The organism is Microcystis sp. M53603_WE2 (assembly GCF_030065435.1).
This window is the reverse complement of sequence record NZ_JASJFF010001106.1, coordinates 1-3220: the sequence shown is the minus strand read 5'-3', so window position 1 is coordinate 3220 and position 3220 is coordinate 1. Positions and strand designations below refer to the sequence as shown.

2 protein-coding genes and 1 pseudogene are annotated in these 3220 nt (G+C 48.4%); all 3 read left to right on the top strand.

What is annotated here, in order from left to right:
• Positions 1-101 precede the first annotated feature (101 nt).
• On the top strand, positions 102-383 hold the full coding sequence (locus tag PX481_RS23370; RefSeq protein WP_002759379.1) for a DUF4164 family protein: 282 nt from the start codon (positions 102-104) through the stop codon (positions 381-383).
• Between the two features lie 602 nt (positions 384-985).
• Positions 986-3073: pseudogene (locus tag PX481_RS23365) on the top strand (cation-translocating P-type ATPase); the annotation flags it as partial.
• Between the two features lie 91 nt (positions 3074-3164).
• On the top strand, positions 3165-3220 hold a 56-nt coding region (locus PX481_RS29900), incomplete at its 3' end, for a helix-turn-helix domain-containing protein (RefSeq protein ID WP_072024880.1).

Here is a 3220-nt window from a genome sequence, read left to right as displayed (position 1 = left end):
TTCTTTTCTTCTAAGTCTAGGAAATCTTTGGCTGGCATAAGTAGGATTTTTCTCAAGTTACTATTTCTATTTTAGGTGGTTTAAGTGCGTTTTAGCTTACCATGTCTAACGAAACCGTTACCTATTCCCTAGAAGCTGTTTTGACGAGGATTGAGGGGAAAATTGACAATCTCCAAAAAGATGTTAATCAAAAATTTGACAAAATCGACGAAAGGTTAAATAAGCTAGAGGTGGGACAGGCAAAGTTAACCGAAAAGGTTGAGGGCATCGATAATCGCCTAAAATCAGTGGAAGGAACCCAAAAAAATCAGGTTTGGACATTAATTATTCTTTTGGCAAGTGCGATCGCCGTTGCTTTCCTGACAACCTTCTCCAAGATTTGATCTAATCTCAGACAGAAGTAAGCCTGATCCAATTACCGAAAAATTGGGTTTAAAGCCTCGCCCTAAAAGGGCGACTTGATATGATGTAAGTAGGGAGGCACAATTATTTGTAGGATGGGTTAGCGGTAGCGTAACATAATCGGGCGTTGGGTTTCATGCTTCAACCCAACCTACGTTCATCTTATATTTAATTCCACCCACCTACTTATGATATTAAGAATAGGGGGCCGGGTAAGCAACCGCTTAAAAAACCCAGTCATCGAAGGATGAACGCACCTTGAAAACTAGAGTTATGGGGTTCTATAGGGGAATGCTCCTATAGGTAAAAGCTCTCAGCGTCAAGTACCAAAGAAACCAATTATTTTAGAGGTTTGGAACTGTATCGTGGGACACACGAGAACAGGCTTCTGTAAGGGAGCGAAAGTCTGAGGAGAGAACCACCTCTGGCTGGGATTTCGCTAGGAATCTAATTCAAGTGGACTCGTTGAGCCAGAAATTCACAGCAGTGATGCTAGAAGAATCCACGTCCGTTTACGGCGTGGGGTATGTCAACTACTCTCTATGTGCGAGAATAGCCTGTGTGAAAAACCTAGGTAATTGTTATGGTTGCACATATACAAAATAGGCAGTTTAACGGGTTGTCTAGCCAAGAAGCTGGCGATCGCTTGAAACAGCATGGCTACAACGAACTGCCCTCAACCCAGCATCGTACTTTTTTAAGGATCGCCCTAGACATTATCCAAGAGCCGATTTTCTTGCTCCTGATTGCCTGTGGTGTCATCTACCTCTTTTTGGGTGATGCTCAAGAAGCTCTGATTTTGTTGGGGTTTGTCTTTTTTATTATTGGCATCAATCTTTACCAGGAGCAAAAAACGGAACGTTCTCTAGAAGCACTGCGGGACTTATCCAGTCCTCGGGCCTTGGTGATTCGAGATGGGGAGCGGCAGCGGATTGCGGGGCGAGAAGTGGTACAGGGCGATTTGATCGTGGTGGAGGAGGGCGATCGCGTTCCTGCGGATGCGATTTTGCTGTGGTCGACTCACTTGACGATTGATGAATCGCTGTTAACCGGGGAGTCTGTTCCGGTCAGGAAACGCACCATCCAGCTGGAAGAAGACCCAGAGAAACTTTCAGCAACCTTGAGACCGGGTGGAGACGACTTACCCACTGTCTATTCTGGCACTCTTGCGGTGCAAGGGCAGGGCATTGCCCAGGTGCAAGCAACGGGCATACATACTGAAATGGGAAAAATTGGCAAAGCTCTGCAAACGGTTGAACCGGAAGACACGGTCTTACAAAAAGAAACCCGTCGCATTGTCGGTAAATTGACGATGATCGCGCTGGCCATTTGTGCGGCGGTGGTCGTGATTTATGGATTAACCCGGGCCGATTGGTTGCATGGCTTTTTGGCAGGATTAGCCCTGGCGATGGCAATTTTGCCCAATGAAATTCCGGTGGTGCTGGCCATCTTTCTGGCTCTGGGAGCGTGGCGATTCTCGCAAAAACAGGTACTAACTCGTCGCATTCCAGTGGTTGAAACCCTGGGTTCTGTCACCGTTCTTTGTGTCGATAAGACTGGAACCCTGACGTTGAACCAAATGGCCGTCAAACAGTTGTGGGTTTACAGCGGCCCCGGTGCTTATCTGTACGATGTGACGCTCCACGAGCGCGAACCCTTGCCAGAAGTCCTTCATCCCCTGATCGAGTTTGGTATTCTAGCGAGTCGCAAAGATCCCTTTGACCCGATGGAAAAAGCTTTGCAGCAAATTGGTTGGAATTACCTAGCCAAGACTGAACACCTGCATAGCGATTGGCAACTACTGCGCGAATATCCCCTGTCCACCGATCTCTTGGCCATGTCCTGTGTCTGGGAATCCCTGACGGGGGAGCTTACCGTTGCGGCAAAAGGGGCCCCAGAAGCGATCGCTGATCTCTGCCATTTCAGCCCGATTCAACAACAGGAGCTTGCCGAACAGATCCAGTCCATGGCCAGAGAAGGTTTGCGAGTTCTGGGAGTCGCCCAAGGACGCAAAATAGGAACATTACCCAAAACCCACGCTCTTGAGTCATCCGGGCCTCCAGCCTACTTGGAATCTGACGATCGCTTACCTGTGCAACAACACGACTTTGAGTTTGAATTTGTGGGACTCATCGGCCTGGAAGACCCCGTGCGTCCTACTGTGGCACCTGCGATCGCTGAATGCTATGGTGCGGGAATTCGCGTTGTCATGATTACGGGTGATTATCCGGTAACAGCCCAGAACATTGCCCGTCAGATTGGACTCAGGCCTTTAGACAAGGTGATCACCGGTAGGGAACTGGAGCAAATGGGTGAGTCGGAACTGCGCGATCGCATTCACAGCACCAACATCTTTGCCCGTGTCGTCCCCGAACAAAAACTATTGATTGTCAATGCACTGAAACGCTCCGGGGAAATTGTGGCCATGACCGGTGATGGTGTCAACGATGCCCCGGCCCTCAAGTCTGCTCATATCGGCATTGCCATGGGTGAACGGGGTACCGATGTAGCGCGAGAGTCTGCCGATCTGGTCCTGTTGAAAGATGATTTTTCGTCCATCGTCGAATCGGTCAAACTGGGAAGACGTATCTTTGACAACCTGAAAAAGGGGATGGCCTATACCTTGGCCGTTCACGTTCCGATCGCGGGTATGTCGTTGATTCCAGTCATCGAAAATTTTGGGTCTGAAACCCCGTCGTTCTACGACGGCTTTACTGTTAAATATGAGCATCGTTTACGAAATATATGCTAAAATGTGAGGTATGGAAAAAGCCTATTCGTTTCGATTTTACCCCACACCCGAACAAGAGTCGCTATT